The organism is Methyloceanibacter sp., assembly GCF_058506495.1.
Genome location: NZ_JBZMXT010000032.1, coordinates 1 through 25855 on the forward strand (window position 1 = coordinate 1; position 25855 = coordinate 25855).

Below are 25855 nucleotides of genomic sequence, written 5' to 3' on the forward strand. Positions count from 1 at the left end.
CTCACAAGCTCGGTCGACTTCCTAAAGCGCCTTGGCGTTTGGGAGCAGCTAATGCCGGCGGCAGCGCCCCTAACCGCTGTCCGAATTGTAGACGCCTCGCGGAGCCTGCTTCGCTCCCCGGACATCGCGTTCGAAGCGCAGGAATTGGGCCTCGAAGCATTCGGGTTCAATATCGCCAATGCCGCCCTGAACCTCGCGCTCTACGATCGGGCGCGCGCCGTTCTGGCTCATCTGTCGCCCGCAACGATCGCTAGCATCCAACTTGACGCCGATCTGGCCACGCTGACTCTGGATACGGGAGAAGAGCTCAGTTGCCGGCTCGTTGCGGGGGCCGATGGACGACAGTCCAAGTGCCGACAAGCTGCCGGAATCGAGACCCGCGAAATTCATTATGAACAATCGGCCATTGCCGCAAGCTTTCGTCACAGCCGGCCCCATCAGGGCGTTTCCACGGAACTCCATCGGGAGGGGGGCTCGGTAACCAGCGTGCCGACACCCGATCCGAATATGTCGAGCTTGGTTTGGGTCACGGGAACGAGCGATGCAGATGCACTGATTGCCTTCGATGACGACAGTTTCGCTGCACGGCTCCAAGAGTGTTTTGATGATACGCTTGGAGTGGTGTCTGACATCGGCCCGCGCGCTAGCTTTCCTATCGTTGGACTCACCGCAAAGCAGCTGGCGGCCAAGCGCACTGCTTTGGTCGGAGAAGCCGCCCACGCGATGGCGCCTATCGGTGCGCAGGGGCTTAATCTTAGCTTGCGCGATGGGGCGGCCTTAGCTGACGCGGTCGCGGCTGCTCTGCGCAATGGGCGCGATCCAGGAGGACCTTACGTCCTTGCTCAATATGCCCGAGTTCGTCAGCTTGATGTGCTGTCGCGCACAGTCGGCGTAGACCTCTTGGGTCGTTCACTTTTGACCAAACTTCTCCCCGTCCAACTGGCGCGAAGTGCGGTTCTAGCCGGGCTCGGCTCGATAGCACCGCTGAAGCGCATGGTAATGCAGGCTGGCCTCGCGCCGCCCGCCGATCTTCCGCCTCTCATGCGACCTATCGAGAGCACGCCCGCTTGACGCCACGTCTCGCTTTCTTCAAGACGTTGCGCTTCCTTGCACTGTCTTGATGCCGGATTCATGCTTCGTACAAACACTCAAGGGACCAAAGGCTGACACTTGGCGAACTCAATCGACACCTCCTTCGCAACCGACCTGAAGTACCGACTCGAATATGGGGGCCTTCGGTTCCTAATTGGCCTCGTTCGGCTCGTGCCGCTCGACACGGCTTGCGACATATCGGCCTTCTTCTGGCGCGTTCTGGGCAAGCGCAATCGGCGCCATAAGCGGGCCCTCGCCAATCTCGAGCGGGCTTTCCCGGAAAAGGCGCCGGAAGAGCGGGAGCGCATTGCCATCGCTGCCTGGGACAACCTTGGCCGGGTCATGGTCGAGACAATGAATATCGACCGCATCATCAAGGACCCAAGCCGGCTTCATGTCACGAATGGCCACTGGATCGACCGCTACAAGGACAAGATGGGCCCGGCCTTGATTGTCACCATGCATATGGGCAATTGGGAAATCGGCATGTGGCCCATCACCGCGGCAGGCGTTCGGCCTGCCGGCGTCTACCGGTCGGTGAAAAACCCTTATGTCGACCGTTATCTACGCGAACAGCGGCAAGCCCTTTATCCAGGTGGTCTCTTTGGTCGTGGCCGTACTGCGGGCGAAGACGAAACACAAAAAACCGCGCGCCTCATCATGGACTATGTCCGCCAAGGCGGCCGGCTCGGATTCATTTCGGACCTCTATGATCGAAACGGAATTGAAGTCCCATTTTTTGGCCACTTGGCCAAGAGCATGCCCATCGCGGCGATGATTGCGCGACGGGTTGGTGCGCGAATCTGGATTGGCCGATGCATCCGGATCGGAAATCGCTCCGTATTTGAGATAAATGTTAATGAACTTCGGATCCCCCGGACCAACAATCAGGCCGAGGATATCCGTTCCATAACTGCCGCTATTCAGCGCTACTTCGAAATTTGGATTCGCGAAAATCCAGAACAGTTTATGTGGTCAAATCGACGCTGGTCTTAGGACTACACCATCCTGCGTTGACACCCTCACCCTGCCACGATCTTATCGACCTATGTCTACAGTCCGAAACGCAAGATTCCAGATTGGCCAGGTCGTGCGGCACCGGGTCTATCCGTTCCGCGGGGTAATCTTCGACGTGGACCCGACCTTCTCCAACACCGAAGAATGGTACGCCTCTATTCCAAAAGACGTTCGGCCGCGAAAGGACCAGCCTTTCTATCACCTGCTCGCAGAGAATGCCGACACGGAGTATGTGGCCTATGTCTCCGAGCAAAACTTGTTGCCGGACGAATCTGACGAGCCATTGCGCCATCCGCAAATCCCCGAGTTCTTCGAAGACCTGAGGGACGGCGTCTTCCGCTTCCGCTACGTTCAGGAGCATTAAGCCGGCGCTCGAACCGCTGCCGCCACTTCTGTGGCTCTATCGGCGCGCCGGGCGCCAAAAGTTCGGCAAAAAGAAAGGCCGCGCAGGAGAACCCTTCGCGACCTTTTTTCTTTTCATTCCCGTTAGGAGCTAGTCTGACCCCTATTGGCCAGGGGCTGGTCCCGGTTGCGGAACGGCACCTGGCGGCGGAGCGGCACCGGGCTGCTGAGGGGCGCCTCCTTGGGCGCCTCGGGCCTTCGCTGCCAACTCCTGCCTCTGCCTCTGGAGATACGCAATGTACTCGCGGCGTGACTTCTCAAATGCGACGGCATCGGTCGGCGGACCATCCAAGGCTTTGGAGAAGCCTGTTAGCGGGAAGCGGAATGCAAGTGTCTTTTTGTCGACTTTGAGCGCAGCGGCGACCATCAAATTCCCCTTGCGCATCTTGTCCAACAGTTCATCCGTGAGCTCGATGTCTGCTTGGCAAGCTGCAGGAAAACAAACATTGAACGGCAGGGGCGTAGGATCTTCTTGGTCGATAACGATTTGGGCGCCCGTTGGAATCACGAGCGAGTTGATCGTTGGCATGCGGATGATGAGAGCTTTCTTCGGGTTGCCCTCCTCTATACGCACTGCTGCGTAGTGGGTGACGATAAGAAGGTTTGGATCCATCTTTTCGGACTGGATCACACAGATCTCCTTGTTGCCGGTCTGTTCGCTCTTTTGACACAGTTTTACCCACTGATCACCGCCATCAGCTGGTGCGGCAGCAGCGCCGGCGGGCGCGCGCGGCGGGGCTGAAGAAGTATTGGGTTGCTGGGCAACCGCAAAGACGCTGGCAGTCGTTACGCCGATCACCAAAAGACTTGCGCCCAACACCATACGTGCCGCGTTGCGGCCAAATCCATTCCAGCGATCCTTGGACGAGATCATCAAACGACCTTTCCTCTCTTTAGTTTCTGGGCTGGCAAGGGAGCTGCCGGCCCTCTCGGTGCCCATCTTTACTCACTAGGGTCAATACTCGAAATGCGGCGCGGGCGTGGCTAAGGGCCGCTCTCGTCGCATTGCCGCACTGTGGTCCTCTTGCTGCTCTAGATTGGGGAAGGTTGCCTTTGGACCTCAGATTTCTCGGTCAGGGATGTTACCCTTAGCCAGACAGCGTAACTCGTTGGCATCTATAGCCATCCAAGGTCGTCCTTGAAAGCCCCAAATTCGCTCCTGATCGTAGCTCTCTTGCTTTGCCCCACCGCGGCCTTGGCGACCCCGGAAGGGGGCATCGCCATGCATGGCGTTCCCCGTGCGCCGGCGGATTTTTCGCATTTTTCATATGCGAACCCGGAGGCTCCCAAAGGAGGGCGCGCCCGTTTGGCCAAGCAAGGCACCTACGACAGCCTTAACCCCTTCATCGTGAAGGGAGTTTCTGTCGATGGGGTCCGCGAATACGTCTATGAGACCCTCATGGCGCGTGCCTATGACGAGCCCTTTACGCTCTACGGCCTTATCGCAGAGGCCGTCGAGACCCCCGAGGACCGATCTTGGGTCGAATTCACGTTGAATCCATCGGCGCAGTTCTCCGATGGCACGCCGATTACGGTCGACGACGTGATTTTCTCACACAGCGTATTGCGCGACCGCGGGCGCCCTAATCATCGCTCCTACTACGGAAAAGTCGCAAAGGTGGAGAAGACCGGCGACCGTACAGTTCGCTTCACCTTCGATAGCTCAGGGGATCGTGAAATGCCGCTCATCATGGGCCTCATGCCGATCCTTCCGAGCCATGCCCTAACGCCTGAGTCATTCGAGCTCACTACGCTCTCTCCCCCGATCGGCAGCGGCCCATACGTGGTGGAGTCGGTGGACCCAGGCAAGAGCCTCACCTTCAAGCGCAACCCGGATTATTGGGGGCGCGACCTTCCCGTCAATCGCGGGCGCTACAACTTTGACGAAATCCGCGTGGACTACTTCCGCGACGGTAGCTCCGTGTTTGAAGCCTTCAAGTCCGGACTCGTCGACCTTCGCAGCGAACTGTCGCCGACGCGATGGGCGCAAGGTTACAACTTTCCCGCTTTGCGTCAGGGAAGAGTCGTCAAGGAGGCGTTGCCTATCGAGACACCAGCCGGCATGTCGGCTCTCGTCTTCAATACACGCCGGCCAATCTTTGCCGACCCGCGCGTACGTCAGGCGCTCATACGTCTTTTTGATTATGCTTGGATCGACCGCACGCTCTATCACAACCTGTTCGCATACTCGCAAAGCTACTTTGCGCGTTCGGAGCTGTCCTCGCATGGGCGCCCAGCGGATGCGGCTGAGATCGAACTTCTGGCTCCGTTCCCCGATGCGGTCAAACCGGAGATCATGGACGGCACCTTTTCGTTCGAAGCGAGTGACGGGACCGGTCAGAATCGGGAGGGGCGCCTTGCCGCACTCAGGCTCCTCTCCGAAGCTGGATATGTTCTGAGAAACGGCACGCTCGTGAACGCGGAAACGGGCGAGCCGTTTACGTTCGAGATCTTGGCGCGCACGCGGGGCCAAGAACGCCTCCTTCTCACTTATGCGAACGCGCTCAAGGGCGTGGGTATCGACGTGCGCATAAGCCGCGTGGACTCCGCCCAGTATGAGCGGCGCAAACAGACTTTCGATTTCGATATGATCCCAAATTTCTGGGGGGCATCCCTTTCGCCGGGCAACGAACAGTCCTTTCGCTGGGGCAGCAAGGCTGCCAATACACAGGGCTCGTTCAACTTGGCGGGCGTGGAGAACGAAGCCGTAGATGCGATGATCGCAGCGATGCTCGAGGCGAAGACACGGGAAGATTTTGTGTCGGCCGTGCGCGCGCTGGATCGTGTTCTGTTGTCCGGGGACTACGTTGTTCCCCTCTTTTACTTGCCGGACCAGTGGGTCGCTCGCTGGAGCAAGTTGAAGCGACCTGAAAAGACGCCGCTGTACGGCTATCAAATCGACACGTGGTGGGCCGATCCAGCTGAGGCTACCGGCAGCCAAACGCAGTAGCCCAAGTTGTCGGGGTGCGGTTTGCCGATCTTCGCGCCGACCGCAGCCAAAGCGTTCCACAAGCTAGGCAGCCTCCTTGGCCGCTCCGGCGATCTTGGCAAGTTCCTTCAGAAAGTCGCGCGCTCCAATCAACCGATCATCAGAGGTCGGCCAATTGCCGTAGAAGATCAGCTTCTGGTCAGGTTGCACCTTTGTTTTGCGCGCGTACTTGCTGATGAAGTGCATAAGACCTTCGGGATTTGCGAATTCGTTGTTCCGGAACTGGACCACAAGCCCTTTCGGTCCGGCGTCGATTTGCTCGACACCAGCCTGACGACAGAGCCCCTTGATTTCAACAACATCCAAGAGGTGTCTTACCTCATCCGGCAATGGACCGAACCTATCGATAAGTTCAGCCGCAAACGCCTCGATGGCCTCTTGAGTCTCCACACCCGATAGGCGGCGGTAGAGACCCAGGCGAACTTGTAAGTCCGGCACATAGTCCTCGGGGATAAGGACAGCCGTACCGAGATTGATGCGCGGGCTCCATTGGTCCTCGATCATGGCGCCGTCGCCATCGCGTAAGGCGGCCACGGCCTCTTCCAGCATCGATTGGTAGAGCTCGTAACCAACTTCGCGAATATGTCCGGACTGTTCCTCGCCTAGGAGATTGCCGGCACCCCGTATATCGAGATCGTGGCTTGCCAGGATGAACCCCGCGCCGAGCGTATCGAGGGATTGCAACACCTTGAGGCGCTTCTGCGCGCCGGGCGTAATGCGTGCATCTGCCGGGATGGTGAAATAGGCGTAGGCGCGGATTTTCGAGCGGCCAACGCGTCCGCGCAATTGGTACAGCTGCGCAAGCCCAAAACGGTCCGCGCGATAGACAATCAGCGTATTGGCGGACGGTATGTCGAGTCCGCTCTCGACAATCGTCGTCGACAGCAATACGTCGTATTGGCGGTCGTAGAATGCATTCATCACGTCATCGAGTTCAGTCGAACTCATCTGACCATGCGCCCGCGCCACGCGCAGCTCAGGCACGTGTTCCGTCAAAAAGGCGCCAGCTTCTTCGAGATCGGAGATTCGCGGCACCACAAAAAACGTCTGACCGCCCCTGAAGCGCTCACGCAGCAATGCCTCGCGCAGCGTCATAGGATCGAACGGCGCCACATAGGTGCGTACGGCAAGCCGATCTACCGGGGGCGTTGCAATCAGCGACATCTCGCGCACACCGGACATGGCGAGCTGCAACGTGCGAGGGATGGGAGTCGCGCTGAGTGTCAGCACGTGGACGTCTTCGCGAAGCTCCTTTAGACGCTCTTTATGCTTCACGCCGAAATGCTGCTCTTCGTCGATGATCAGCAGCCCGAGATCGGCAAAGTCGATTGACTTTCCGAGCAGCGCGTGCGTGCCGATAACAATATCAACGTCTCCCTTCTTGAGGCCTTCCTTTGTCGCACTCAACGCCTTTGCCGAGACGAGCCGTGAGGCCTGCGCAATACGTACTGGGAACCCGCGAAACCGCTCGGCGAATGTGTTGAAGTGCTGCCGAGCGAGGAGAGTAGTTGGCACAACAACCGCCACCTGCTTGCCGGCCAACACGGCTACCAGGCTCGCCCTTAGTGCTACCTCGGTCTTTCCAAAACCAACATCGCCGCAGACGAGACGGTCCATTGGCCGTCCACTGGCCAAATCGTCCAGCACCGCGTTGATGCTGGTCATCTGATCTTCGGTTTCCTCATAGGGGAACCGGGCCGAGAACTCCTCATACGTCCCATCTGGCGGTGCAAGTGTCGGGGCCGACCGCAACTCACGCAACGCAGCGACTTTGATGAGCTTCTCAGCCATGTCTCGAATGCGCTGCTTCAGCTTGGCCTTGCGAGACTGCCACGCGACACCGCCGAGCTTGTCGAGAACGACGCCAGCTTCGTCAGAGCCGTAGCGTGTCAGAAGCTCAATGTTCTCGACCGGTAGATAGAGCTTGTCATTACCTTGATAGTGGAGTTCCAAGCAGTCGTGCGGCTCGCCCGCTGCCTCGATCGTACTCAGCCCAACGAAACGCCCAATCCCATGATCGGCGTGCACGACGAGGTCGCCGACCGTGAGGCTCGACGCCTCCGTTAGAGCGTCGGAGGCCTTCGGCTTTCGCACTTTGCGGACGAGACGGTCGCCAAGAATGTCCTGTTCGCCGATAACGGCCAGGCCCGGGGACTCAAAACCTGTCTCAAGCGGCAAGACGGCAACGGAGACCGCATCGCGAGGCGCGGAGACGGCCTGTTGGAACGTCTCAACCCGCACTGTCCCGTCTAATCCGTGCTCCGCGAGCAACGCCGTCAGCCGTTCCCGGGCGCCCGCGCTCCAACAGGCTACGATGACGATTTTCTGTGCGGCAGTTAGCTTCTTGGTGTGGGCAACAACGGCATCGAAGACATTTTCGCCGTCGGTCTGTCGTTCTGGGGCGAACGACCGGCCCTGCCGGCCACCAAAGGAAACAACGGTGATAGCCTCTGTCTCAGGGCGCTCGAACGCATCGAAAGAGACAACATGCGGCGCATCAGTCAGCCGTGTCTGCCATTCCCGCTCGTCAAGGAACATGCTGTCGGCAGGGACCGGATGATAAGGCGGCGCGCCGAACGCCTTCCGCTCCAGAGCCTCAGCTCGCGCATCGTAGTGATCTGCGACCTGCTCAAGCCGATTCTCGCGCGCATCGTCGGACAGCGGATCGAGTGTGATAATGGCGCCCGGCAAATAGTCAAACAGAGTGTCGAGCTGCTCGTGGAACAGCGGCAGCCAGTGCTCCATGCCCTGATGATGTTGCCCCGCTGAGATGGCTTCATAGAGCGGGTCGTCGCCAGTCACCGGCCCAAACAGCTCCACGTAACGTTGTCGGAATCCACTCCGCACTTCGGGTGTCAGCGCGATTTCGCTCATGGGAAGGAAATCTACGGCTTCGATGCGAGCCTCTGTCCTCTGGGTCTCTGGACTGAAAGCCCGAATGGATTCGATCGTGTCGCCGAAGAAATCGAGCCGTACCGGCTGCCCGCCCGGCGGATAGAGATCGAGGATCCCGCCTCGAACGGCATATTGACCCGCATCGGTTACGGTGCCGGCTCGCACATAACCTGCAGACTCAAGCCGTTCGACAAGCTTTCCCATGTTCAGGACATTGCCGGCGCGGAGGCGTAGGCTTGACGCCGCGATGAGCTCTCTCGGCGGCACCCGCTGGATGGCTGCATTCACCGAGGTGAGCAGCACCAACGGTTCGTCGGCCCCAACTTCCCGATGCGCGAGCGCCGACAGTGTCTCGATCCTGTCGGCGATGATCTCAGCGTTGGGTCCGACCCTGTCGTAGGGAACGCTGTCCCAGGCGGGAAAACTCAAGACTGGCACATCTGGCGCGAAGAAGCGGATGGCATCCTCAAGCGTCGCCATGCGCTGGCCATCTCGAGCCACGTGGAGAATGGATGCATTACCGTGACGGGCCAATTCACCGAGCAGCACTGCGTCGAGTCCCTCGGGAACGCCGCTCGCGATCGCGCGCTGTCCCGCCAACAAGCGATCGACCGGCAGGACTGGCAAAGCAGCTTTAGAACCCATAACGCGACGACTTACTCAGTGGGACGGCTTATTGCCGGGCCCCAGGAAAATTGTGGAACTCGCGGATCAGGGCGATCAAGGTGTCGAGATCCTTGTCTCCCAGAGAGTACCCCTCGAAGACGGACAGCTCGATTTCGGGGTCTTGCAATTCGATCAAGCGCTCGAGAACGGCGATCTCATCGGCATTCATGCTGTCGACGCTCTGCTCAGCGAAGTGGCCGAGCAGATAGTCCATTTCCTTCGTGCCTCTATGAGAGGCCCTCCAGACAGCCCGACGCCGCCGCATTCCAAGATCACTCGACATGATCCAAGCATCCAATCCTTTTTGGTGCGTTAGACATAGTGGTCCCGTCTATGTCAAGGCCGCGCCAAAGGATACCAGCGCCGCGCTATTCGGCACCGAGGCAGGTACGAATCGCCTGATAGACTAGGCTCATGCGCCCTGCCCTGCTGAGTCCACTTTTTGCACCCGTACGCACGCTGAAGGGTGTCGGCCCGCGAATCGAAGGCCTCCTAGACAGACTCTTAGCGCCCAAAATTCCAGGACCAAAGATCGCCGTGGATAAGAGTGAGCGCGGGAGGGTATTAACAAGGCACGCCCGCCTCATCGACCTGTTGTGGCATCTGCCGACTGGTCTTATCGACCGGCTGCACATGCCCTCCATCGCCGAGAGCCCGCTTGAACACGTCGTTACGCTGACAGTACGAATAGCGGAACATCGTCCTGGCGGCACTCGCAGGGGACGGCGTGCGCCCTACCGTGTCCTCGTGGAAGACGGCACGAGCGCCCTGGAGCTCGTCTATTTCAAAGCCGATCCGCGCTACCTGCAGCAGCTTCTTCCTGTAGGCGAGACCCGCGCGATATCCGGCCGGCTTGAATCCTACGACGGCCGCCTACAGATGCCTCATCCCGATCACGTGACGCCCCCTAATGGAAGCGCGAGCCTACCGGATATCGAGCCGGTGTATCCACTGACGTCGGGGCTTTCCAATACAAGCGTCCGCAAGGCCGTTCAGGGGGCCGTCGCGGCGCTGCCTGATTTGCCTGAGTGGATCGACGCCGCCTTTGTCGAGAGAAACGGCTGGGCCTCGTTCTCCGAGAGCATCCAACAACTTCATAGCCCGAAGACCGAGAAGGACCTGCTGCCCACGAACGCGGCTCGAGAACGGCTCGCCTATGACGAGCTTCTCGCCAACCAACTTGCACTCGCCATTCTTCGACAATCGATGAAGCGCCGGGCCGGCCGACCAATTATGGCCCCTGGACGGCTTCGCAAAGCGATCGTCGATGCCCTGCCGTTTGCTCTGACGGGCGCGCAAGAAAAGGCCCTTGCCGAGATCGATGCGGACATGGCCGAACCCCTCCATATGCTGCGCCTGTTGCAAGGCGATGTCGGCAGCGGCAAGACGATCGTTGCGCTACTGGCCATGGCCACGGCGGTCGAGGCCGGACATCAAGCCGCCCTGATGGCGCCGACCGAACTCTTGGCGCGACAGCACCTCGAGACCATCATTCGCTTCGCCGATCCTGCAAAACTCAGGGTCAAGCTTCTCACGGGCAGAGAACGGGGCAAACAACGCCTGGCGATACTCGAAGAGCTTAAGGGCGGCGAGATCGACATCCTGATTGGGACACATGCCCTCTTTCAGGAAGCAATTGATTTTCATGACCTGGGCCTGGCCGTTATCGACGAACAACATCGCTTCGGCGTGCATCAGCGGCTAGCGCTTCAGGCCAAGGGCATTGGCGCAGGTGCCGAACTGCTTGTCATGACAGCCACCCCGATTCCGCGCACGCTCTTGCTCACAAGCTACGGAGACCTAGACGTGTCCCGACTAGATGAGAAGCCAACGGGACGAAAGCCCGTGCTAACGCGAACAGTCCCGCTGGATCGCCTCGATGAAGTCGTCGACGGCGTCGAACGGGCCGTGCAAGACGGTTCACAGATCTACTGGGTATGCCCTCTCGTAAGCGACTCGGAGATGCTCGATCTTGCGGCCGCGGAGGAGCGCTTCGCCCATTTACGTGAACGCTTCGGCAATCGCGTCGGCATCGTGCACGGCAAGCTTCCCGGCAAGGAGAAGGATGCCGTCATGGCACGCTTCGCCGCAGGCGAACTTGCCCTGCTGGTTTCCACCACGGTTATCGAAGTGGGCGTAGATGTTCCCAACGCTTCGATCATGATCATCGAGCATGCAGAACGCTTCGGTCTTGCTCAGCTCCACCAATTGCGCGGGCGTGTGGGCCGTGGCGCCGCGCAGTCGTCCTGCGTGCTCCTGTATAAACAGCCTTTGGGCGAGATCGCGCGCGAGCGTCTCAATGTTGTGCGTAACACGGAGGATGGCTTCCTCATCGCAGAGGAAGATTTGCGTTTGCGTGGCGGCGGTGAAGTCTTAGGGACCCGCCAAAGCGGGTTGCCTGCCTTTCGCATCGCCCAACTGCCCGAGCATCAAGACTTGCTCGCGGCTGCCCGTGACGAAGCGCGTTTGTGCCTCACGCGCATGCCCCATCTGGCGGGCGAGCGCGGCGAACGTTTGCGGCTCTTGCTGTACCTTTTCGAGCGCGACGATGCCGTCAAGCTCATGCGCGCCGGCTGACCCTAAGCGGCCGTTTCTTCTTCCGCCGGTGGTTTCTTCGGCAGCGCGTTCTCGCGCTTCGCTTGCTTGCTTTTGGCCTCCTCGGCCAGCTGTTTGAGCTTGTTTTGCTTTGGGGCCACAAGCCCTGCGGAGATCACAAGCTTCACACCATCGTCGATCGCCATGTCGAGCAAGATTACGTCCTTCGCTGGCATGAACATCACGAAGCCCGTCGTTGGGTTCGGCGCGTTTGGCATGAACACTGTCATGAGCTCGTCGTCGTCGAGCTTCTCCTTGATCTCGCCCGGGGGATCGCCTGACACGAAGACAATCACAAAGAGGCCACGCCGCGGGAACTCGATGAGTCCAACACGCTTGAACGACGTTCCCTGTTTGGCGAAGACCGTCGTGAAGATTTGCTTCAACAGCCGGTAGACACCGCGCACTACAGGCATGCGATCGAGCAGGATGACACCGTAACTCACGATCGTCCGGCCGAAGAGGTTTGCGGCCAACGCCCCGATCAGCATCAGGCTGATAATGCCGAACACAAGCCCGACGCCGGGTATGTTGAAGGGCAGAAAGCTGTCTGGGAGGTAGGCGTCCGGAATGAGTGGCCGCACGAAGCCGTCGACCAGATTGATGAACCACCAAACCACATAAATGGTGATCGCGACCGGTCCAACAATGATGAGACCTGTCAGGAAGTAACCACGAAGCCGCGCAAGGAAATGCGACGATGTGGGCTCGAGAGCGCCAAAGAGGCTGTGGTCTTCCTCGTCGTCCAAACCCGGAAAATCCGGGTCATCGCGATTAGGTTCTCGTTCGGTCTTGTTTTCGTTTCGCTTGGTCATCTTGGAGAACTATCAGCGTAGGGGTAAACGGAAAACGGCGAAAATCGCGTATTGCCACAGCGGGAGTTTTGAATACTCGACCGTTCGCGTACGCGGTGGGACCTTGTCAACATACAATGGTGAGCCGATTTGAATGATGCACAGTAAACTGAAATAAATGACGCTGCTCCGCAGCGACCTCTGCCACGGTTGCCTCCCTAGGCTTCCTAGCCGCCTGACGCAACGACAGTACAGTCGGTTCCGACACGTTTGATGGAATTGCAGACCTTAGAGCCTTCGTTCTTGTTCGCAAAGGGTCCGATCTTGACCGTATAGAACGTTCCCAGACTCCCCATGTTAATGGTCTCTACGCGAGATGGGGCACTAGCGAGGCTCGAATTCGAGCGCTTCGCCTTTGCCCATTGTGCCTCTGCCTCAGACCTGGAACTGCTGTTGGCAAGCTGAACTGTGTAGCCACGCCCGGACGCAGCCGAGGATGCGGCTCCCGCCCCCGTCAGCGCTGCCGTTTGACGTGAGAACCAGCCACCAACGCCAGAACCGCCGCTGCCACGACCGGTCTGTGCAGCTTGTGGCGCTGGGGCGGATCTCGTTGCGCTGGTTGTGTTGGCAGCCGACGCGCTTGCGGCCGCGGGCGCTGGCGCGGTTTGAGCGGATGGTGTACCACCGCTCCCGAGCGAGTCCCACCAGCGCGTGACAGCGTTCCCACCGGACCCCTCTCTAACCGAGGCGTCCCATCCGGAGGTCGGCGCTGCCTGAGGTGCGGCGGCCGCTGATGCCGACGATGCACCTCCCGTGGTTGGAGCCGTCGCGCTCTGAGCCGATGTGCCCTGCGCTCCGAAACTTGGTACCATCCTCTCCCAAACACTCTTCTGTTCTGCCGGTGCCCCCGCGCCCTGTGGCTGTGCTGCGGTCTTCCGCGCCCCAAAGCTTGGGACAACGCTATCCCACATGCTCCCAGCGTCCGGGATGTAGCTGGCGACGCCAGCGCTCGCGACTGGTCCCACGCCACCGTCTTGGGCAATAAGTTTCTGCACTGTGCTTGCGCTGGAGTAGCGTCGAGCCTGCGCCATAGCCGACGCACCTTGGCTCTCCATGCCCGCAGCCTGGAACGCCAGGCCCTTGTTCACATAGGCGCGCGCCTTGTCGGAGGATGGAAGACCGAGCCACAAAGCGGCGCCGAGGTCCGCCGCTGCCTGCCCCGGATATCCCGCGCGCCGGTACGCGATGCCCCGCAGATAGAGCGCTCTCGCGACTTGGTTAATCGTGGCATCCTTATCATTGACGGTCGCTGAAAGCTGGCGCGCTGCGTCTTTGAACTGTCCTGCATTCAATGAGGCTTCGCCGCGTCTTAGGCCAATATCCTGGGCCAATACCGATGTAGGCAATGCGGCGGCGGCACACAGCACCCCTAGAGCCAGCCCAATATTGGGGGCAAGCCGTCGAGGGGATCGTCGAAAAAAGTGACCAAAGCCGCCCAAATTCCGCGGCCGGGCGACATCCTGATTTTCCGCCATGCCTTTGCTCAAACAAAGAAATCTGGCAAATCCGAGGCTAGAGTCTACTCGACCGTGACCGACTTTGCGAGATTCCGGGGCTGATCCACATCCGTTCCCATGAAGACCGCCGTGTAATACGCAATCAGCTGAATCGGTACAGCATAGACTAATGGCGAAACAAATGGATGCACGCTCGGCACAGCTAAGGCAGTTTGGACGGCACACCCTGCGCTAGCCGGATCAGCGTCACTGACCAAGATGATCTTGCCTTCCCGCGCCGCGACCTCCTGCATGTTAGAGACCGTCTTGTCGAAGAGCTCATCTTGCGGCGCGATAACGATGACCGGCACACTCTCGTCGATCAGCGCGATTGGCCCATGCTTCAGCTCGCCAGCCGCATAACCTTCGGCATGAATATACGAAATCTCCTTCAGCTTGAGCGCGCCTTCGAGTGCGATCGGGTAGCTTGTCCCTCGGCCGAGATACAGAACATCACTTGCCTTGGAGAGACTGTGCGCCAACGCTTCGTAAGGCGATTCATCGCGAAGGATCTCGGCCATATGACGCGGCACTTCGACCAAAGCCTTGACGAGTTCCGACTCAAGCCCGCGATCGATGACACCTCGCGCCTTGCCCGCGGCGATCGCGAGGCAGGCCAACACGGTGAGCTGGCAGGTGAATGCCTTCGTCGAGGCAACGCCGATCTCGGGGCCTCCGAGCGTTGGCAGCACGCCGTCTGACTCCCGCGCGATCGAGGACTCTCGAACATTCACAATAGACAGAACATGCTGGTTCTGTTCGCGGCAGTAGCGGAGCGAGGCCAATGTGTCAGCCGTTTCGCCGGATTGAGAAACGAAGAGCGCGGCACCTTCGGGCTCCATCGCAATCTCGCGGTACCGGAACTCCGACGCGATATCCACATCGACCGGCAGCTTTGCCCATCTCTCGAACCAGTATTTGGCGACACAGCATGCATAGTACGCCGTGCCGCAGGCCGACAGAGAAAGACGGTTAACCTTTGCGAAATCAAACGGCAATTCGGGCAGTGAGACCTGATCGGACGCCAGGTCGAGATAGTGCCCCAATGTGTGGCCAACCACCTCCGGCTGTTCGTGAATCTCCTTGGCCATGAAGTGGCGGAAATTGCCTTTGTCGACGATGAGCCCTGCCGCACTGGACTTGACCGTCGCCCGGTCTACGACAGCCCCGTCTCGCGCGCGGATGGTCACGCCTTCACGCTGAATGACGGCCCAATCGCCGTCCTCCAGATAGGCGATGTTATCGGTGAACGGTGCCAGCGCGATGGCATCGGACCCGACAAACATCTCACCGTCTCCGAACCCAATTGCGAGAGGGCTACCCTGGCGTGCGGCCACCATGAGGTCGTCGTAGCCCTTGAAGATCATTGCCAGCGCGAATGCGCCTTGGAGCTGTGAGAGCACTTTATGGACAGCGGCGACGGGATCCTTGCCATCCAGCAGCTCGCGCGTAACGAGATGCGCGATCACCTCGGTGTCCGTGTCCGACGTGAATGGCGCACCTTCTGCCTGGAGCTCGGTCTTTAACTCCCGGAAATTCTCAATGATGCCGTTATGAACGACCGCAACGTCGTCGGTCATGTGCGGATGGGCATTTGCCTCACTTGGCTTCCCATGGGTCGCCCACCGCGTGTGGCCAATGCCCGCGTTACCCGCCAGGGGCTCACTCGCCAAAAGGGCTTCCAGATTCCGGAGCTTTCCCTCTGCCCGGCGCCGCTCGATATCTCGCGCGCCGACCGTAGCAACGCCGGTGGAGTCGTAACCGCGGTACTCGAGGCGCTTCAGGGCGTCGACCATGACTTCGGCAACAGGCCCTTTACCGAGTACGCCAACAATTCCGCACATCGCCCCTACCCCCGTACCGTCGCAGAGCTTGAAACTTCACGTCTTGAGTCTTGCTAGCCATGCCAGCTCTTTACCGCAATTCACGAGCTGTATCGCATTATTGCGACCAGAGCTGAATGTCGTATGGCAGCTGCCCTGCTCGGACTAGCTCTGCGCGATAAGTAGCCTCACTTCGACTTATCCCCGCCACGCTGATGTCGAGCCTTTTCGGCCCAGCCGAGACGTTCCTCTTGTTTCGGACGCGACAGCGCCAGCGCGTCGTTGGGGACGTCTTTTGAGATCACACTTCCAGATCCCACATAGGCGCCATCGCCAATCTTGACAGGTGCAACGAGCGAGCTGTTCGACCCAACGAAAGCGCCAGCCCCTATCTCAGTTCGATATTTGGCGAAGCCGTCGTAATTACAGGTAATTGTTCCTGCCCCGATGTTTGCCTTCGGGCCGACACTCGCATCGCCGATATACGTCAGATGGTTAACCTTGGCGCCTTCGGCCACGGTCGCGTTCTTGACCTCGACGAAGTTGCCCACTTGCGCACCGGCTGCCAACTGCGCGCCCGGCCTCAGGCGTGCGAACGGCCCTACTTTGGCGCCCGCGCCGACTTGGCACTTTTCAAGATGGCAGAACCCTCTGATGGTTGCGCCGTCCTCAATCACGACGCCGGGTGCAAAGAAGACGTTGGGTTCGATGAACACATCCCGACCAACAACCGTGTCGAAGCTGAAGAAAACTGTATCGGGTGCCACCAAGGTCGCGCCTTGCTCCATGGCGGCGGTCCTCAGGCGACGTTGCATGAGACTTTCAGCGACAGAAAGCTCCGAGCGTGAGTTGACGCCGAGCACTTCTTCCCCATTCGACAGGACGACACGTGTCTGCAGTCCGTCTTGGTAGGCTAACGCCACCGCGTCCGTCAGGTAGAACTCGCGTTTGGCGTTCTCATTGCCTATGCGGGCGATAAGACCCGATAGCCCCGCTCCGGATCTAAACGCCATGATACCGGAATTGCAGAGAGTCAGTGCACGCTCCGCAGTCGTCGCGTCCTTCTCTTCGCGAATTCCCGAGAGTCGGCTTTTATCATCGAAGAGCAGGCGTCCATAACCCGTCGGGTCAGCCGCCTCGAAGCCGATCACGACCAAGTCCGCTCCTGCGTCGAGTTCGCCTAGCACGGCCCTCAGTGTCTCCGGCCTCAACAGAGGCGTGTCACCATAAAGAACAATCACGGGTCCAGAGGCAGAACCATAGGCCGGCGCCGCCGCCTTGACAGCATCGGCGGTACCCATTTGCTCTTGTTGCAAGAAGACCTGTGCGTCGGGAGCAACCGACAGACCTGCCTCGGCCACCGCATCCATGCCCGACCCAACCACAAGGGCTGCGCGCGAAACGCCTGCGGATCCAGCAGCCATGAGAACATGTGCGAGCATCGGCGCACCAGCCAACTGATGGAGAACCTTGGGCAGGTCCGACTTCATCCGGGTGCCCTTGCCCGCGGCAAGGACGACGGCAAGAGCCTGTGTCATCGAACTAAGAAGATCCCTATGCGCTTTCGGGCGTCATTGACGGTAGACGCCCGATTTGTACGAAGCCGCGCCCTATCTAGTCCAAAGCGGCCCTGAGGGCCACCTCGCTTATTGGTCGTGTCTTGCGTGGGATCCTCAGAATACTGGAAAATTGACCCCGGGGACGAAGCGAGTAATCTCCGAGACTTAGTTTGGTCCCGGCGATTTGGCAAAAGTCGATCCGGGCCGAGCGCGGGGAATATCGCGATAGGAGGTGACCCATGGCACGACGGCGATTTGGCAGGCCCGGCACAACCCGGATCGTGTTCTCCGCACTGTGGATCGCACTCGGCGGCCTCTCCGCCTACTATCTGTTCACCCTTTTCACCGGGGCCGCTCCTGCAGTGAGCCGAACCGCCCAGATGGCGGCTCCCGCCGCACCTGAACCCGCCGCGCAGGCGCCATCTCCTTCTGTAGCGCCCGGACTTTCGGCGGAGCAGCTCAGCGTGATCGACAAAAACCTGCAAACGCTCTCTCAGCAACTGGCCACGCTGGATGAGCGGCTTCGGCCGATCGAGAATTTCATCGGACCGGCCGCAAAGCTACCGCCGGCGAACTCCGTCTCGACCTCAGCGCCCAGACCGCTCCCCAAACTTGAGCCTTTGCCAAGAGTGGCGGCGGTTAGCCCGGCGCCGGAGCCAAAACCCGCCCCAGCGCCTGAAACTGCCGCAGCCCCCGCAACACCGGAGCCGCCAGCAGCGCCCGCAGCAACCGAAACGCCAGCGCCCGCCGCCGCGGCCCCGCCCGAACCTCCCGAGCCGGCTCAGGAGGCCGCGCCGCAGCCATCGAACCCTCCCGCCGCCGCTCCTAAACCGCCAAAACCAGTCGCGACGACGCCCCCACCCGCACCGCGTCCAGCTGCAGCTCCCCCCGCGACTCCCGCCGCTCCTGCAGCTCCAGCCACCGCGGCCGCAACGCCGCCTGGTGCGGAGATAGAGCCGGAAGTTGCCGCGGAGGAGGTCGAGATCGCGGCCATCGATCCCGTTGCGCTGCCTCCCGCCGCCAATGATGGCTCCACGCGCTACGGCATCGAGATAGGCAGCGTGGCGAAGCGCGATGAGCTGCGCCCACTTTGGCGCGAGTATCTGACGAAACATGCCGCGCTCGTCGCAGGGCTCCAACCCCGGCGGGTTCGCGCGCCGGACAACCGCTGGCGCCTGATCGCCGGACCCTTCGATAATGCCCAGGATGCGGAAGGTGCGTGCTCGCTATTCAAACGGGCCGAGCGTCCTTGCGCCGCCACGGTTTACGCCGGAGACGCTCTCTAAAGCGCGAGCATCCACAAAGCACTTTTTGTGCTTTACAATCAATGGCTAGAGCCGATTTGTGTTGAAGGTGTCGCAAGCTTGCAGCTGACCGCTCTGAAATCCTCGGCGAAACCAGCGCACCCGTTGCTCTGAAGAGCCGTGTGTAAACGAGTCGGGCACAACATAGCCTTGGGTCTGGCGCTGAATTCGATCATCACCAATCGCACTCGCTGCCCGCAATGCTTCATCAATATCGCCGGGTTCGATGAGACCCTTGTCAGCCTGCATTTGGTGGGCCCAGACGCCGGCAAAACAATCCGCCTGCAGCTCCATACGAACCTGAAGGGCGTTGCCGCCTCGGCGGCCCATGCGCCGCTTGGCTGCTTGAACCTTGTCCGCGATGCCGAGCACGTTCTGCACGTGGTGCCCGACCTCATGAGCGATGACATAAGCTTGTGCAAAGTCTCCCGGCGCCCGGAATCGATTCTTCAGCTCTCGGTAGAAATCAAGATCGATATAAACCTTTTCGTCGGCTGGACAGTAAAATGGACCCATTGCTGACATGCCTGTGCCGCAAGCTGACTGCACTGAACCATCGAAGAGGACAAGGCGAGGTTCCCTGTAAGTAATCCCAAACTGTCGGAACGTTTTGTGCCAGACGTCCTCGGTTGTACCGAGAACGACTGCGACGAAGCTCTTAAGGTCGTCTTCGCTCGACGACTTTGGCTTGGCGATCTCGCCCGGACTGCCCGGGACCGGGAAGTTACTGGTCCGCGGCTGTTGTGGCTGCGGCAAGCTGATATCGGGGAACCCACTTCCGCCGTTGCCTGTCGGCGCGGAACCGCGCATCAGCGCTCCTGGGTCAAACCCGAAGAACAGAGCTAGCCCGAGGATTACCAAGAGGCCAATAAGACCAATGCCGCCGCGCTTCCGTCCACCACCACCGCTCGAAGGAAAGCGCGAACCGCCGCGCTGAGGGAACGGAAAGCGAAACACCCCGCGCCCACTTCCCCGACGGTCTTCTATATTCTGGCTTTGCCGCTGACCGCGCCAACGCATACTTGTCTCCTCAGGAAGCTCTTCAGATGGTCCTCTCGCATTTTGCATGCGTCATCGAACTGCACAAGATGCGTCGCGAACCGTCGTCCGAGGCTGGCACGCAAAGGTCGCATAGCCGCATTCCGGACTGCCCGCCCCTGTCGTCAAACGGGTTGAGTATTCCAGCGCAAATCTCTGTGGTTATTAAACTAACTGACAACGAATCGTCACAGAACTGCCATAGGAGCCCGCCATTCTCACGATGCCCGGCAGAGTTCGTTCTGGGCTGGTAGTGCGTTCTGTGTAATGCGTACGAGCCTCGGCACTCCCCGCGCCGGGGCTCTTCTTTTTGGTCCCGCCGAATGCGTTGCCAGACGACTCGCGCCGGTCATCAGACGTCGGCGCGCCGATGGCTTGACTGCCCATCCTCAGCGATCGTGTGCCGCACCGTCGAGTGCGGCCCCGTCCAGCGCTTTGTCGGCAGATGGGCCATCGTGGCCCATCTTTTCGTCGGAAGGCTTGTTGTTCGCGTGGCCGTGCGTGGTGTCCGACGCCTCCGACTTATGAGCGGTGTCGTGGTCGGTCGTCTTATGGGACCCGCCCCCATGAAGAATGGACAGCGCAATCGTGAAGCCCACCACGATCCCCGCCATTACGATGACCAAGTAGGGTATGCTCTGCGGGTTATGTTGCGCCATGACAATCGCCTCTTCAATGCACGTCTGCTTGCCCGATGTCGAAGCAATAGGAAGCCGGTGAGACCCTATCGGCTATCCGACTTCTGGTCGAGCCGTTCGGCCTGCGGCCAAAGACGATCCAGTACAGGACTTAGAACCACCGCCACAGCAAAGTTCGCAATGACCGAATAGAGCGCCGCATATCCTGGCACCGTGAGACCAAGAACCTCCAGCGGGTAGATGGAGGACACGAAACCGCGGCTTGCCGCCATATAGGTGCCGATGGCTGTCCCTGCTGCCCAGCCCAAAAAGAGCGCATGGGCGTTAAACCCCCGCGTGAATAATCCGAGAAGGATTGGCGGCAACAGTTGAATGATCCAAATGCCGCCGAGCAACTGCAGCTGAATGGCGTAGCTCTGCGGAATCGCCAAGATGAAGACGACCGCGCCAACTTTCACAATGAGCGACATGATCTTCGCAACGCGCGCTTCCTCGACGTCGCTACAGTGCGGACGAAGGTACTCCTTGTAGAGATTACGAGTGAAGAGATTGGCACAGGCGATGGACATGATTGCCGCAGGGACGAGTGCACCAATTGCAACGGCGGCGAAAGCAACGCCCACAAACCAGCTCGGGAACATATCTAAGAAAAGCGCGGGGACCGCGAAGTTGGCGCCGTAGCGCTCAAAACCGTCGGCGTGAAGTGGATTTTTGTCGACGCCAGCAGCGATGGCCATGTAGCCCAAAAGTGCGATCAAACCCAGAATGAAGGAATACGCGGATAGCGCAGCAGCGTTGCGCCGGATCACGCGTCCGCTCGACGCACTTAAGATACCGGTCATCGAGTGCGGGTAGAGAAAGAGCGCGAGCGCCGACCCAAGTGCCAGCGTAATGTACGCGCTGTAATTGCCCAGGGAATCCACGGTTGGTGGCGCTAGGGTGAGTTTCGCCTCAGGCACTGCATCGAAGATCGCGCCGTAGCCGCCGAGCTTTGCTGGAATAATGACGATCGCGCCAAATATGGTGACGAAAATCAGCAAGTCCTTCACCACGGCAATCAGCGCCGGGGCCCGAAGCCCGCTGGTGTAGGTGAACGCCGCAAGAATAAGAAACGCAATCATGAGCGGGATGTGACCGGTGAATCCAGCCGTATCAAAACCGAGCGCGCCGATCACCACTTCCATGCCCACGAGCTGCAATGCGATATAGGGCATGGTCGCTACAAGCCCCGTCAACGCAACTGCAAGAGCCAGCGTCCGCGACTTGAAACGAAATTTTACATAGTCCGCGGCCGTGACGTGCCCCTCTCTTCGGGCGATTGTCCAAAGGCGCGGGAAAACCAGGAACAAGATCGGGTAGATCATGATCGTGTAGGGCACGGCGAAGAAGCCCATCGCGCCGACGCCGAACACGAGCGCAGGCACGGCGATAAACGTGTAGGCGGTATACAGGTCCCCACCCAAGAGGAACCACGTCACGATCGTGCCAAAGCGACGGCCGCCAAGACCCCATTCGTGGAGCTGGTCGAGGTCGGCTTTTCGCCAATGCGCCGCAACGAAGCCGACCCACGTTACAAAAAGAAAAAGCCCGACGAAGACGACTGTGGCTACGAGATCGAAATTCACAGATGTTCTCCGGGTTCTATCCCCTCACCCGGTTTGGTCGTACGCGCTTCCCCTTCCGCATCTGAAGTGTCCCGTCGATCGAGGAGGTAGACCGCCATCACCACAAGCGCACCAAGAATGATGGCCGCGAGCTGATACCAGTAAAAGAATGGGATCCCCCAGAGCGTCGGCTCGATCCGGTTGTAGAAGGGAACCCAGGCCACCAGCGCGAACGGAATAATCAGCAAGAGCCGTGGCCAATATCGCCACAGAGCTCCCCTCGTCGTTTTGATGCCCATGGTTCGACCCCCGAAATGCCGCATTCTGGTCTTGGCTGGATTTGTCTGTTCTTGGGCCCGGCAGGGCCGGACGGGACCATACTGAATGCAAAGGGGCGATGAACAGTTGAAATTCGAACGTTTTAGCGGGATAGCCACCCGCCTGCGGCGAAAGAGTCGGGCAAAGCACCCCTTAGCGTGTTGACGGGGCCCCGTCTCCCGATCCATATGGACCGCTTGGTGGGAGCGCATAGCTCAGCCGGTAGAGCATCTGACTTTTAATCAGAGGGTCCAGGGTTCGAGTCCCTGTGCGCTCACCAATCCAATCAATAGCTTACCGGATTAATCTATCACCCCATAAGGTTTGAGGTAGCCGCTCAGGTAGCTTGCAGCCGTTATTGGCGTTGGTTGCCTCGAACGGTGGTTTTTTCCGGTCGGCGTGCATATATACACTTAGTGATGTTTTTCCCTCACATCACCTTGGTTCCCCCCCAAACGGAACCCGAAGCCCCGGCCGTCCCCCCGTGTCCGGGGTTTCTTTGTGTCTAGTAGTCGAGCCAAAGAAAAAGCCCGCTCCCCCCGGACCAGGCTTTCCCCCCTAGCAATGCTAGTTCCCTCAGATTCGATGGTTGGATTTTAGACTAGCAAGCGTGGCGACAATCGGGCGGGATGTGTTGGCTACACACAGCCAATTGCTGGGCTGTCTTCAGCGGTGAAGAAAGAGAGCCATGACGACTTCTTTGATTACCCGAGCAGTAGTTGCGCCACGATGATGCCAACCGCCATCATCGCGGAGGCGTCGAAACTGTTCATGGTCTTGAGCGCCGAACTAAGCATCGGGCGACAGTGCTGGTGCAACTCTTTGCAAATAGTTAAGGCAGCGTTCCGGTTCGCCGGCGCGGGTTCATGCTTGGCTTCTTTGACTGATATACTCGCAGCGCGGGGAAGCACTGAGGGGCTTCCTAATACATATGACGACAAAGCGCGTGCGAAGGCAGGCCAACGAGTCAAGGGAGACGGCACTCAATGTATGCACGAGTTAGCACATTCCGTTGCGATCCGTACCAGCAAGACGCAATGCTATCAAAGCTCGAGGAAATGAAAGGACAGTTTAAGTCCTTGGCTGGAGTTGTGGACATCTACAGCGCTTGGCGCAGTGACGGTCATGGTGTCGCTGTTGCAATCTACGAGAGCCAAGACGCGGCCCAAGCCAACAGTGAGAAAATCCAAGCGATCTGGGTAGAGTTGGGACGTTTCCTCACGGCGGAACCGAAAGTCGAGACGTATGACAACGTGACCCATCTGACGGGTTAGGTGACACAGAACCAACGACACAAGACTTGAACGGCTGCAAGGCTGCGGTTAGCAGACACATGCAGGCCGCGCCTTCTTTGTAGACATTCTCGCTATCTATATTCAGCCATGCGCGGGGGGAGCCAATGAGAAAGGCTTCCTATGACATCACGACGTTTTCCAGCGCCTTGGTCGGTCGAACAGATACCGGGCGGCTACAAGGTGCTCGATGCTCGTCCATAGCTAGGTCAGTTAACGCTCCGGTAAGGCTGCCAAAGCTATGCGTGGCGCTTGGCTTCTAACAGATGCACCGTGCCACAGATGACCCTGCAAAAATTCCATCGTGTACTAATCATTCTGCACGTACTTTGGGCTGGCGGTTGCGCCAATCAAACGGTGAACGACCAGGCGATGAGGGTGACGGGTCAGCTTGAGCAGCAGACTGCAAGGACAACACTCAAAAGTCACAGACACGCGGGCGGCTTTGACCATAGTCTCACCAAGGCAGAAAAAGAGGCCGTCATCGGCGATCTTCAGAATGTCCGGAAGAACGTGCAACAGGCGAGACTGCGCTGAAGAGCCAACGTCGTTGGCGCGCCGCCCTTCGATGAGTAACGTCGTATTGCTGTGAATGTTGCTAAGCTGCCGGAGTTGTTAAAGGCTACCGAATGATGGCGCTGCACTGGGCAGCGCCCCCAGGAATCAGAGTCGACCCGGCCCAGGCTGAGCCTGTTGTGGCCTCGCGATTGTGTCTGCGATTTCATCACCTAGAAAATCATTGCAATCGGCTGCACCGCATGATGGTCGAGGTAGACTTACGTACAGGGTAATGAGCCGTTCGATACCTTCCTGGGGGTCGGGAGTAGGAAAACCCTATTGCCCCCGCGCTCTCACAGACCTTGCTCCCGGTAGATTGCAGGCAAGAAAAGTCGGAATCTGCGCAACATGGCGCGACATGGAAGAGTCAACGACCTATTATAGCTATGTTTTAATTAGGATGGTCGGATGGATAATCGGTCAGTCAGGCCTGCCGCAGTGCCGATTTCTGGCTGTCTAGCCGCAGCCGAGGAATTGCAAGGCGCAAAATGTTGCGCAAGAGGCGCAAACGCGAGCTAGACTTGTTCCATTGCCAAACCGAATAGGAACGGGGGTCTCTATGAAGCATCTCTTCTTTATCTCTGCACTGCTGCTTGCTCCGCTAATCACTGGGTGCGATCAGGCTGAAGAACCTGGAAAGGAACCCGTGGCGGAAACACCACCGTCTAGCGAGAGTGCGCCCCCAAAGGAATCCGCTCCTCCCGCGGCGCCGGCTGAAGATCAGATGGACCAAGCTCCGATGGATGCAACACCGCCAGACGAAGAGTCTGACATGGAAGACGGCGCCGTTGAGGAAGAAGTGATAGAGGAACCTGCCACGACGGATCCGTTAGAAGAACAAACCCAGCCATAGTTTGAGCTTAAAGAATCGAGGGGCGCCGGCGTTAGTCGGTGCCCCTGTCGCCCGGGGATTGCCTCAGCATCGGCCTCCGACTTCTCATATTGTTGGGTGGATGCAGCAGCTATGGTTTGGTGCTGTTTCGAAGGAACCAACCAGAAAGGGCTCTCCAAACGAACGGCGCAAGCCGTACGCGGCCAAGTCCGCTACGCGTATATCAGTGTTTTCGGCGAGCCTTCGGAGAGCGAGCGTGGTTTCTCCACCTGGGTTGAGGCCACCATATTCATTGCCGTCAGGAAAGCCGCCCCGCTGCCGATGACCGCAGCAATAGCGAAACCGAGCAATGCTGCCCTGAGATTTTCTCGCCGCCCCGGTTGTTCCAACCTGATGGTCCGATTGATGTAGGCCAAAAACGAGCTGAACAAAGCGGCGATTGCCCCCGCGCTAAAGAACAAAAGGGCCGCAGCGACCCTTCCATCCACGCTCGCTGCGGGCGCCTGCGCCACGAGCGTGAGGAGAATGAGCGCGCCTCCCCCGTTCAGAAGGACGAGGAGCAACACGGCCCGGCTGGCGAAACGATCGCGCTCGTGCTCAATGAACGCTCGGTCCGGCTCGTTGGCCTGGATCGGATTTGATTGAATGTTGCCCATCCTTCCCTGAACGAGGTTACTAGTGCCGGCCAGGAACGGGCCGTCCTGAAGGCTTCTCTAACATGCCGCAGAATGCACCGCTAAACTGCCAGCTGCCTCCTGACAACAATTTCGGGACAACGCACATGCCTTCGGCACACTAAACCCCCCTGTCGGAACCGTTTTATATATAAATATCAATATGTTGTGCGTTAATGTGCTTCTAAAATATAGACCCTAGAAGCGCC

General features: G+C 59.1%; 21 protein-coding genes and 1 tRNA gene. 10 read left to right on the top strand and 12 right to left on the bottom strand.

Annotated features, from left to right (window positions below; translation table 11 throughout):
• The 3 genes from AC33YF_RS07555 to hspQ all read left to right on the top strand — a co-directional run.
• Positions 1–1071: FAD-dependent monooxygenase (locus AC33YF_RS07555; protein WP_491776590.1), on the top strand; the 1071-nt coding region annotated here is incomplete at its 5' end.
• A gap of 99 nt (positions 1072–1170) precedes the next feature.
• Positions 1171–2088, top strand: a complete 918-nt coding sequence (locus AC33YF_RS07560; protein ID WP_491776591.1) for a lysophospholipid acyltransferase family protein — start codon at positions 1171–1173, stop codon at positions 2086–2088.
• A gap of 52 nt (positions 2089–2140) precedes the next feature.
• On the top strand, positions 2141–2473 hold the full coding sequence (gene hspQ, locus AC33YF_RS07565) for a heat shock protein HspQ (protein WP_491776592.1): 333 nt from the start codon (positions 2141–2143) through the stop codon (positions 2471–2473).
• Positions 2474–2614: 141 nt separating this feature from the next.
• On the opposite strand, the gene AC33YF_RS07570 is transcribed toward hspQ, so the two are convergent.
• On the bottom strand, positions 2615–3385 hold the full coding sequence (locus AC33YF_RS07570) for an invasion associated locus B family protein (protein WP_491776593.1): 771 nt from the start codon (positions 3383–3385) through the stop codon (positions 2615–2617).
• Between the two features lie 348 nt (positions 3386–3733).
• Between AC33YF_RS07570 and AC33YF_RS07575 the strand changes: the two genes are divergently transcribed.
• Positions 3734–5461 (top strand): extracellular solute-binding protein, encoded by a 1728-nt coding sequence (locus AC33YF_RS07575; RefSeq protein ID WP_491776610.1) that lies wholly within the window; start codon positions 3734–3736, stop codon positions 5459–5461.
• A 63-nt stretch (positions 5462–5524) separates the two neighbouring features.
• Here AC33YF_RS07575 and mfd read toward each other — a convergent pair whose 3' ends face one another.
• Both mfd and AC33YF_RS07585 read right to left on the bottom strand, forming a co-directional pair.
• Positions 5525–9040, bottom strand: a complete 3516-nt coding sequence (mfd, locus tag AC33YF_RS07580; RefSeq protein WP_491776594.1) for a transcription-repair coupling factor — start codon at positions 9038–9040, stop codon at positions 5525–5527.
• A 28-nt stretch (positions 9041–9068) separates the two neighbouring features.
• The gene (locus AC33YF_RS07585) at positions 9069–9344 is read right to left on the bottom strand and encodes an FAD assembly factor SdhE (RefSeq protein WP_491776595.1); all 276 of its coding nucleotides are present in this window, start codon (positions 9342–9344) and stop codon (positions 9069–9071) included.
• Positions 9345–9475: 131 nt separating this feature from the next.
• Here AC33YF_RS07585 and recG point away from each other — a divergent pair, with 131 nt between their 5' ends.
• Entirely contained in the window at positions 9476–11638 is a 2163-nt protein-coding gene (gene recG / locus AC33YF_RS07590) for an ATP-dependent DNA helicase RecG (protein WP_491776596.1), read from the top strand.
• 2 nt (positions 11639–11640) lie between these two features.
• Here recG and AC33YF_RS07595 read toward each other — a convergent pair whose 3' ends face one another.
• The 4 genes from AC33YF_RS07595 to glmU all read right to left on the bottom strand — a co-directional run bounded on the left by AC33YF_RS07595 (position 11641) and on the right by glmU (position 17367).
• Positions 11641–12471 carry a DUF502 domain-containing protein gene (locus AC33YF_RS07595; protein ID WP_491776597.1) on the bottom strand — a complete coding sequence of 277 codons (831 nt, stop codon included), beginning with the start codon at positions 12469–12471 and terminating at the stop codon, positions 11641–11643.
• A gap of 206 nt (positions 12472–12677) precedes the next feature.
• A complete protein-coding gene (locus tag AC33YF_RS07600; RefSeq protein ID WP_491776598.1) occupies positions 12678–13985 on the bottom strand; it encodes an SPOR domain-containing protein in 1308 nt (435 codons plus the stop codon).
• Positions 13986–14029: 44 nt separating this feature from the next.
• Positions 14030–15850, bottom strand: coding sequence for a glutamine--fructose-6-phosphate transaminase (isomerizing) (gene glmS, locus AC33YF_RS07605; RefSeq protein WP_491776599.1), 1821 nt, complete (start codon positions 15848–15850; stop codon positions 14030–14032).
• Between the two features lie 167 nt (positions 15851–16017).
• A complete protein-coding gene (glmU, locus tag AC33YF_RS07610; RefSeq protein ID WP_491776600.1) occupies positions 16018–17367 on the bottom strand; it encodes a bifunctional UDP-N-acetylglucosamine diphosphorylase/glucosamine-1-phosphate N-acetyltransferase GlmU in 1350 nt (449 codons plus the stop codon).
• Between the two features lie 260 nt (positions 17368–17627).
• Here glmU and AC33YF_RS07615 point away from each other — a divergent pair, with 260 nt between their 5' ends.
• Complete coding sequence (locus AC33YF_RS07615; RefSeq protein WP_491776601.1) at positions 17628–18674, top strand: SPOR domain-containing protein; 1047 nt, start codon at positions 17628–17630, stop codon at positions 18672–18674.
• Between the two features lie 45 nt (positions 18675–18719).
• Here AC33YF_RS07615 and ypfJ read toward each other — a convergent pair whose 3' ends face one another.
• The 4 genes from ypfJ to AC33YF_RS07635 form a co-directional block, all read right to left on the bottom strand.
• Complete coding sequence (gene ypfJ, locus AC33YF_RS07620; RefSeq protein WP_491776602.1) at positions 18720–19712, bottom strand: KPN_02809 family neutral zinc metallopeptidase; 993 nt, start codon at positions 19710–19712, stop codon at positions 18720–18722.
• Positions 19713–20119: 407 nt separating this feature from the next.
• A complete protein-coding gene (locus AC33YF_RS07625; protein WP_491776603.1) occupies positions 20120–20389 on the bottom strand; it encodes a hypothetical protein in 270 nt (89 codons plus the stop codon).
• Positions 20390–20454: 65 nt separating this feature from the next.
• Positions 20455–21993, bottom strand: a complete 1539-nt coding sequence (mctP, locus tag AC33YF_RS07630; protein ID WP_491776604.1) for a monocarboxylate uptake permease MctP — start codon at positions 21991–21993, stop codon at positions 20455–20457.
• A complete protein-coding gene (locus AC33YF_RS07635) occupies positions 21990–22220 on the bottom strand; it encodes a DUF3311 domain-containing protein (RefSeq protein WP_491776605.1) in 231 nt (76 codons plus the stop codon). The genes mctP and AC33YF_RS07635 overlap by 4 nt, the downstream gene beginning before the upstream one ends.
• A 274-nt stretch (positions 22221–22494) precedes the next feature.
• Here AC33YF_RS07635 and AC33YF_RS07640 point away from each other — a divergent pair.
• The 4 genes from AC33YF_RS07640 (at position 22495) to AC33YF_RS07655 (ending at position 24993) form a co-directional block, all read left to right on the top strand.
• A tRNA-Lys gene (locus tag AC33YF_RS07640) sits at positions 22495–22570 on the top strand.
• A 706-nt stretch (positions 22571–23276) separates the two neighbouring features.
• Positions 23277–23564: a hypothetical protein gene (locus AC33YF_RS07645; protein ID WP_491776606.1), complete on the top strand. Its 288-nt coding sequence runs from the start codon at positions 23277–23279 to the stop codon at positions 23562–23564.
• Between the two features lie 291 nt (positions 23565–23855).
• Positions 23856–24119: a hypothetical protein gene (locus tag AC33YF_RS07650; protein WP_491776607.1), complete on the top strand. Its 264-nt coding sequence runs from the start codon at positions 23856–23858 to the stop codon at positions 24117–24119.
• 580 nt (positions 24120–24699) lie between these two features.
• Positions 24700–24993: a hypothetical protein gene (locus tag AC33YF_RS07655; protein WP_491776608.1), complete on the top strand. Its 294-nt coding sequence runs from the start codon at positions 24700–24702 to the stop codon at positions 24991–24993.
• Between the two features lie 191 nt (positions 24994–25184).
• Here the strand turns inward: AC33YF_RS07655 and AC33YF_RS07660 are convergent, their stop codons facing one another.
• Entirely contained in the window at positions 25185–25628 is a 444-nt protein-coding gene (locus AC33YF_RS07660) for a hypothetical protein (RefSeq protein WP_491776609.1), read from the bottom strand.
• Positions 25629–25855: the final 227 nt, after the last annotated feature.

What these genes read in the sequence shown, in the direction of transcription:
- AC33YF_RS07595 (WP_491776597.1), bottom strand. Translation starts at nt 12,471, where the DNA reads ATGACCAAGCGAAACGAAAACAAGACCGAACGAGAACCTAATCGCGAT.
- mfd (WP_491776594.1), bottom strand. Translation starts at nt 9,040, where the DNA reads ATGGGTTCTAAAGCTGCTTTGCCAGTCCTGCCGGTCGATCGCTTGTTG.
- AC33YF_RS07600 (WP_491776598.1), bottom strand. Translation starts at nt 13,985, where the DNA reads ATGGCGGAAAATCAGGATGTCGCCCGGCCGCGGAATTTGGGCGGCTTT.
- AC33YF_RS07570 (WP_491776593.1), bottom strand. Translation starts at nt 3,385, where the DNA reads ATGATCTCGTCCAAGGATCGCTGGAATGGATTTGGCCGCAACGCGGCA.
- hspQ (WP_491776592.1), top strand. Translation starts at nt 2,141, where the DNA reads ATGTCTACAGTCCGAAACGCAAGATTCCAGATTGGCCAGGTCGTGCGG.
- AC33YF_RS07575 (WP_491776610.1), top strand. Translation starts at nt 3,734, where the DNA reads ATGCATGGCGTTCCCCGTGCGCCGGCGGATTTTTCGCATTTTTCATAT.
- AC33YF_RS07655 (WP_491776608.1), top strand. Translation starts at nt 24,700, where the DNA reads ATGAAGCATCTCTTCTTTATCTCTGCACTGCTGCTTGCTCCGCTAATC.
- AC33YF_RS07615 (WP_491776601.1), top strand. Translation starts at nt 17,628, where the DNA reads ATGGCACGACGGCGATTTGGCAGGCCCGGCACAACCCGGATCGTGTTC.
- AC33YF_RS07625 (WP_491776603.1), bottom strand. Translation starts at nt 20,389, where the DNA reads ATGGCGCAACATAACCCGCAGAGCATACCCTACTTGGTCATCGTAATG.
- glmU (WP_491776600.1), bottom strand. Translation starts at nt 17,367, where the DNA reads ATGACACAGGCTCTTGCCGTCGTCCTTGCCGCGGGCAAGGGCACCCGG.
- AC33YF_RS07585 (WP_491776595.1), bottom strand. Translation starts at nt 9,344, where the DNA reads ATGTCGAGTGATCTTGGAATGCGGCGGCGTCGGGCTGTCTGGAGGGCC.
- recG (WP_491776596.1), top strand. Translation starts at nt 9,476, where the DNA reads ATGCGCCCTGCCCTGCTGAGTCCACTTTTTGCACCCGTACGCACGCTG.
- glmS (WP_491776599.1), bottom strand. Translation starts at nt 15,850, where the DNA reads ATGTGCGGAATTGTTGGCGTACTCGGTAAAGGGCCTGTTGCCGAAGTC.
- AC33YF_RS07660 (WP_491776609.1), bottom strand. Translation starts at nt 25,628, where the DNA reads ATGGGCAACATTCAATCAAATCCGATCCAGGCCAACGAGCCGGACCGA.
- ypfJ (WP_491776602.1), bottom strand. Translation starts at nt 19,712, where the DNA reads ATGCGTTGGCGCGGTCAGCGGCAAAGCCAGAATATAGAAGACCGTCGG.
- AC33YF_RS07645 (WP_491776606.1), top strand. Translation starts at nt 23,277, where the DNA reads ATGTATGCACGAGTTAGCACATTCCGTTGCGATCCGTACCAGCAAGAC.